We start from the raw sequence: 6,000 nt of genomic DNA, 5'->3' as shown, positions 1-6,000 counted from the left end.
ATCGTCAAGCTGGCGTCGAATGAAAACCCGCTCGGCCCCAGCCCCGCCGCACTGGTTGCGGCGCAGGATGCGCTGCACGACATGGCTCTGTACCCCGACGGCGCCGGCTTTGCGCTGAAGGCGGGGCTGTCGGCGAAGCTGGGGGTCGCGGCGAATCAGATCGTGCTGGGCAACGGCTCGAACGATGTGCTGGACATGGCGGCGCGCGCGTTTCTCGGCCCGGCTGCGTCGGCGGTGTATGCGCAGCATGCGTTCGCCGTTTATCCCATCGCCACGCTGACCGCGGGGGCGGCATGCATCGAGGTGGCGGCCAGGGATTACGGCCACGATCTCGATGCCATGCGCGCGGCGATCCGCGACGATACGCGGGTGCTGTGGATCGCCAACCCCAACAACCCGACCGGCACCTTCCTGCCGTGGGCGCAGATCGAGGCGTTTCTCGAAACCGTGCCGCCGCAGGTGCTGGTGGTGCTGGATGAGGCCTACGGCGAATACCTGCCGCCAGCCGAGCGCTGCGACACCGCGGCCTGGCTGGCGCGCTTTCCCAATCTGTTGATCAGCCGCACCTTTTCCAAGGCGTATGGCCTGGCCGGACTGCGCGTCGGCTACGGCCTGGGCAGCGCCGGCGTGATCGATCTGCTGAACCGGGTGCGCCATCCCTTCAACGTCAACACGCCCGCCCTGGCGGCAGCCGAAGCGGCGCTCGGCGACGAGGCATTCCTGGCGCGCAGCTATGCATTGAACGCCGCCGGCATGGCGCAACTGGTGGCAGGGCTGGCCGAAATGGGCGTCGAAACCGTGCCGTCGAAAGGCAATTTCCTGCTGGCCAAGGTCGGCGCTGCCGCGCGGATCAACGCCGAGCTGCTGAAACGCGGCGTGATCGTGCGGCCGGTCGACAATTACGGCCTGCCCGAATTCCTCCGCGTGTCGGTCGGGCTTGCCGCGCAGAATGCCCGTTTCCTCGATGCCCTGAGAACGTGCCTGTGATCGTCGAAAAGCTCGCCGTCGTCGGCGTCGGCCTGATCGGCGGATCGTTTGCAGCGGCATTGAAACAGGCCGGCGCAGTGCGCGAGGTGCTGGGGGTGGGGCGCAATCCGGCGAGCCTGGAAGCTGCGCTTGCAGGCGGTCTGATCGACCGCGCCGCCGGCTGGGCGGAAGCCGGGCAGGCCGACTGCATCCTGTTGGCACTGCCGGTGGGGGAGACGGAGGCGGTGCTCGGGCAACTCGCGCCGTACCTGAAGGCAGGTACCGTCGTCACCGATGCCGGCAGCACCAAGCTCAACGTCGTCGCGGCGGCACGTGCGGCACTTGGCGACCGCTTCGTCGATTTCGTGCCCGGCCACCCGATTGCGGGCTCCGAACAGTGCGGTCCCGGTGCGGCGCGCGCCGATCTCTATCGGGGCAAGCGCGTGGTGCTGACGCCGCAGGCCGACACGCATGCCGATGCGGTTGCCACCGTGCGCCTGCTGTGGGAGGCGGCCGGGGCGCAGGTCGAAACGCTGGACGCCGCGCAGCATGACCGCGTGTTCGCAGCGGTCAGCCACCTACCGCACCTGGCAGCATTCGCGCTGGTGGACGAGCTGGCGCAGCGCGCCGACGGCGACACCTGTTTCCGCTTTGCCGCCAGCGGCTTCCGCGACTTCACCCGGATTGCCGGTAGTAGCCCGGAGATGTGGCGCGACATTGCGCTGGCGAACCGGGAGGCGCTGCTGGCCGAACTGGATGCCTACCTCGCATCGCTGCAAGCACTGCGCCAGGCAGTCAATGCGGGAGATGCTGATGCATTGTTGAAGATGTTTTCGCGCGCCCGCAATGCCCGCGAAAACTGGATTAAGACTCAGGATTCTTGATGGATTTTCTCGATTTGCCCGCACGCGGCGAGGCGCGCGGCACAGTGCGCCTGCCGGGCTCCAAAAGCATTTCCAACCGCGTGCTGCTGCTGGCGGCGCTGGCGCAAGGCACGACCATCGTGCGCGCGCTGCTCGATTCCGACGACACCCGGGTCATGCTCGACGCCCTGCGCGCGCTGGGCGTCGGCGTGGCACGAGTGAGCGATACCGACGATTACGAGATCACCGGCGTCGGCGGTGCGTTTCCGGCCAAGCAGGCCGAACTGTTCCTGGGCAATGCCGGCACCGCGTTCCGCTCGCTGACCGCCGCGTGCGCCTTGTTGGGCGGCGAGTATGTATTGAAGGGTGTGGCGCGGATGCACGAGCGGCCGATCGGCGACCTGGTCGACGCCTTGCGGCGGCTGGGGGCGCACATCGACTATCTCGGCGCGGAAGGCTTTCCGCCACTGAAAATCCATCCCGCAGAGATTGCCGGCGACGTCACCGAGGTGCGCGGCAACGTGTCGAGCCAGTTCCTCACCGGTCTGATGATGGCGTTGCCGCTGCGCCAGCGCGACACCACGATCGAGGTCGTGGGCGAGCTGATTTCCAAGCCTTATATCGAAATCACCCTGGCGATGCTGCGCCGCTTCGGAGTGGAGATCGCGCGCGACGGCTGGCAGCGCTTCGGCGTGCCGGCGGCGGCGCGCTACCGGAGCCCCGGCGAAATCTGGGTCGAAGGCGATGCCTCGTCGGCATCCTATTTTCTCGCCGCGGGCGCCATCGGCGGCGGCCCGGTGCGGGTGGAGGGCGTCGGCCGCGACAGCGTGCAGGGCGACGTGCGCTTTGCCGATGCGCTGGCGTTGATGGGTGCGGAGATCGAAATGGGGCCGAACTGGATCGAGGCGCGCGCACCCAAGTCGGGCCGGCTCAAGGCGATCGACCTCGACTGCAACCACATTCCCGACGCCGCGATGACGCTGGCGGTGGCGGCGCTGTTCGCCGACGGCACGACCACGCTGACCAACATCGCCAGCTGGCGGGTCAAGGAAACCGACCGCATCGCGGCGATGGCGACCGAGTTGCGCAAGGTCGGCGCGACGGTGGAGGAGGGCGCGGATTACATCCGCATCGCGCCGCCGGAACAACTGACGCCCAACGCCGTCATCGACACCTACGACGACCACCGCATGGCGATGTGCCTGTCGCTGGTGACGCTCGGCGGCGTGCCGGTGCGCATCAACGACCCGGCGTGCGTGAACAAGACCTTTCCGGAGTATTTCAGGGTTTTTGCGGGGATTGCCCAGTGACGTCGCCCATGACTCCCGTCCCCGTCATCACCATCGACGGTCCTTCGGCGTCGGGCAAAGGCACCGTGGCGGAGCGGGTCGCCGCTGCGCTCGGTTTCCATTTCCTCGACAGCGGCGCACTGTACCGGCTGACCGCGCTGTCGGCGATGCGCCACGGCGTGGCGCTCGACGATGCGGCCCGCGTGGCGGAACTGGCGGCCACGCTGCCGGCGGTATTCCGCGACGGCACGGTGTGGCTGGCGGGAGAGGATGTCACCGACGCGATCCGTGCCGAGGCGGTGGGCGACGGCGCGTCGAAAGTGGCGGCGCTGCCGGCGGTGCGCGCGGCGCTGCTCGAGCGCCAGCGCGCCTACCGCCAGGCGCCCGGGCTGGTGGCCGACGGACGCGACATGGGCACGGTGGTGTTCGCCGATGCGACGGCCAAGGTCTTCCTTACCGCCAGTGCCGAGGCGCGTGCCGAGCGGCGGTATAAGCAGTTGATCGAAAAGGGGAACTCTGCTAGCCTACCGGCCCTTGTTGCGGATATGCAGGCGCGCGACGCGCGCGATACCGGTCGCGCAGTTGCACCGCTGAAACCCGCGCCGGATGCGCTATTGCTCGACACGACCCGGATGGATGTCGAGTCGGCGGTGCAGGCGGTGCTGAGCCACTACCGCGGCAGGTAATGCATCAAGCTTGATTTCGATTCGTGTCGGCCCGCGCCCGCTGGCCGGCGATGTGCAACCAACCCCGTCCTTGCCGACGGAAATGAAGGTTTTTAATGTCTACTGCTACCACTTCTTCCGCCCCCGCTTCCATGGAAAGCTTTGCCGCCCTGTTCGAGGAGTCCCTCTCGCATCAGGAAATGCGCCAGGGCGAAGTCATCACCGCTGAAATCATCGATATCGACCACAACTTCGTGACGGTGAACGCCGGCCTCAAATCCGAGAGCCTGATTCCCCTCGAAGAGTTCAAGAACGACCAGGGCGAGATCGAAGCCAAGGTCGGCGATTTCGTGTCGGTCGCTATCGAGTCGATCGAAGACGGTTTCGGCGCGACCAAGCTGTCGCGCGAGCGCGCCAAGAAGCTGGCAGCGTGGCTGGATCTGGAAGCGGCGATGAACGAAGGCCGCATCGTCACCGGCATGGTGCAGGGCAAGGTCAAGGGTGGCCTGACGGTACTGGTGGGCGGTCTGCGCGCCTTCCTGCCGGGCTCGCTGGTGGACATGCGTCCGGTCAAGGACACCACGCCCTTCGAATACAAGGAAATGGAATTCAAGGTCATCAAGCTCGACCGCAAGCGCAACAACGTGGTGGTGTCGCGCCGCGCCGTGCTGGAAGAGACCATGGGTGCCGACCGCGAAGCGATGATGGAGAACCTGAAGGAAGGCTCCATCGTCAAGGGCGTGGTCAAGAACATCACCGACTACGGCGCGTTCGTCGACCTCGGCGGCATCGACGGCCTGCTGCACATCACCGACATGGCCTGGCGCCGCGTCAAGCACCCGTCCGAAGTGGTGCACGTCGGCCAGGAGCTGGAAGCCAAGATCCTGCGCTACGACACCGAGAAGAACCGCGTCTCGCTCGGCATCAAGCAGCTGGGTGATGACCCGTGGGTCGGCATCGCCCGCCGCTACCCGCAGGGCACCCGCATGTTCGGCAAGGTTGCGAACCTGACCGACTACGGCGCGTTCGTCGAAATCGAGGAAGGCATCGAAGGCCTGGTGCACGTCTCCGAAATGGACTGGACCAACAAGAACGTCAGCCCCTCCAAGATCGTGCAGCTGGGCGACGAAGTCGAAGTCATGGTGCTCGACATCGACGAGGACAAGCGCCGCATCTCGCTCGGCATGAAGCAGTGCAAGTCGAACCCGTGGGAAGATTTCTCGATGAACCACAAGAAGGGCGACAAGGTCAGCGGCGCGATCAAGTCGATCACCGACTTCGGCGTGTTCATCGGCCTGCCCGGCGGCATCGACGGCCTGGTTCACCTGTCCGACCTGTCGTGGAGCACGCCCGGCGAAGAGGCCGTGCGCAATTTCCGCAAGGGCCAGGACGTGGAAGCCGTGGTGCTCGGCATCGACCTCGAGCGCGAGCGCATCTCGCTCGGCATCAAGCAGCTTGAAGGCGATCCGCTGACCAGCTACGCGACCGGCCACGACAAGGGCAGCATCGTCAAGGGCACCATCAAGACCGTCGAGCCCAAGGGCGCCACCGTGCAGCTGGACAGCGACATGGAAGGTTACCTGCGCGCATCCGAAGTCTCGCGCGACCGGGTCGAAGACATGCGCAGCCACTACAAGGAAGGCGACGAGATCGAAGCCATGATCATCAACGTCGATCGCAAGAACCGCGTGATCAACCTGTCGATCAAGGCCAAGGACATGACCGAGCAGGATTCCGCGATGAAGAAATTCGCCGCCGAATCCGCAGCGGCGGCCAGCGGCTCGACCAACCTCGGCGCGCTGCTGAAGGCCAAGCTCGACAACAAGAACGCCGAGCAGTAACCCATGACCAAGTCCGAGCTGATTGCTCAACTGGCGGCGCGGCATTCGCAATTTTCGGTTGCGGATATCGAGATGGCGGTGAAGACGATCCTCGACGCGCTGGCGAGAAACCTGTCGCGCGGCGAGCGTATCGAAATCCGCGGCTTTGGCAGCTTCAGCCTGAGCTTCCGCCCCGCCCGCCTCGGGCGCAATCCCAAGTCGGGCGAGCGCGTGCAGGTGCCGGCCAAGTATGTGCCGCACTTCAAGGCGGGCAAGGAGCTGCGCGACCGGGTGGATTTTCCGCTGTGAGCGTGATGTAAGGCAGGTGAAAACGGCGCAATTTGCGCCGTTTTCTTTTTTCGCCCGCCGCCGCGCTTTTTGAAGCCGGCCGGCAAAG

The 6,000-nt window shown here is 66.0% G+C and carries 6 protein-coding genes; all 6 read left to right on the top strand.

From position 1 onward, the window contains the following. On the top strand, positions 1–987 hold a 987-nt coding region (hisC, locus tag BGO62_RS03565; RefSeq protein ID WP_296639382.1), incomplete at its 5' end, for a histidinol-phosphate transaminase. Further along, positions 984–1,850, top strand: a complete 867-nt coding sequence (locus BGO62_RS03560) for a prephenate dehydrogenase/arogenate dehydrogenase family protein (protein ID WP_296639385.1) — start codon at positions 984–986, stop codon at positions 1,848–1,850. The genes hisC and BGO62_RS03560, both read left to right, overlap by 4 nt. Then, positions 1,850–3,139 carry a 3-phosphoshikimate 1-carboxyvinyltransferase gene (gene aroA / locus BGO62_RS03555; RefSeq protein WP_296639381.1) on the top strand — a complete coding sequence of 430 codons (1,290 nt, stop codon included), beginning with the start codon at positions 1,850–1,852 and terminating at the stop codon, positions 3,137–3,139. The genes BGO62_RS03560 and aroA overlap by 1 nt, the downstream gene beginning before the upstream one ends. 8 nt (positions 3,140–3,147) lie before the next feature. Beyond that, positions 3,148–3,804: a (d)CMP kinase gene (gene cmk / locus BGO62_RS03550; RefSeq protein WP_296639380.1), complete on the top strand. Its 657-nt coding sequence runs from the start codon at positions 3,148–3,150 to the stop codon at positions 3,802–3,804. 95 nt (positions 3,805–3,899) lie between these two features. Further along, complete coding sequence (rpsA, locus tag BGO62_RS03545) at positions 3,900–5,624, top strand: 30S ribosomal protein S1 (protein ID WP_296639378.1); 1,725 nt, start codon at positions 3,900–3,902, stop codon at positions 5,622–5,624. Positions 5,625–5,627: 3 nt separating this feature from the next. Continuing rightward, entirely contained in the window at positions 5,628–5,912 is a 285-nt protein-coding gene (locus BGO62_RS03540) for an integration host factor subunit beta (protein ID WP_018076573.1), read from the top strand. Positions 5,913–6,000 lie beyond the last annotated feature (88 nt).

It is taken from the genome of Thiobacillus sp. 65-1402 (assembly GCF_001897685.1).
Taxonomy (GTDB): domain Bacteria; phylum Pseudomonadota; class Gammaproteobacteria; order Burkholderiales; family Thiobacillaceae; genus Thiobacillus.
The sequence above is the reverse complement of the archived record's forward strand: the minus strand, read 5'-3'. Positions and strand labels throughout refer to the sequence as shown.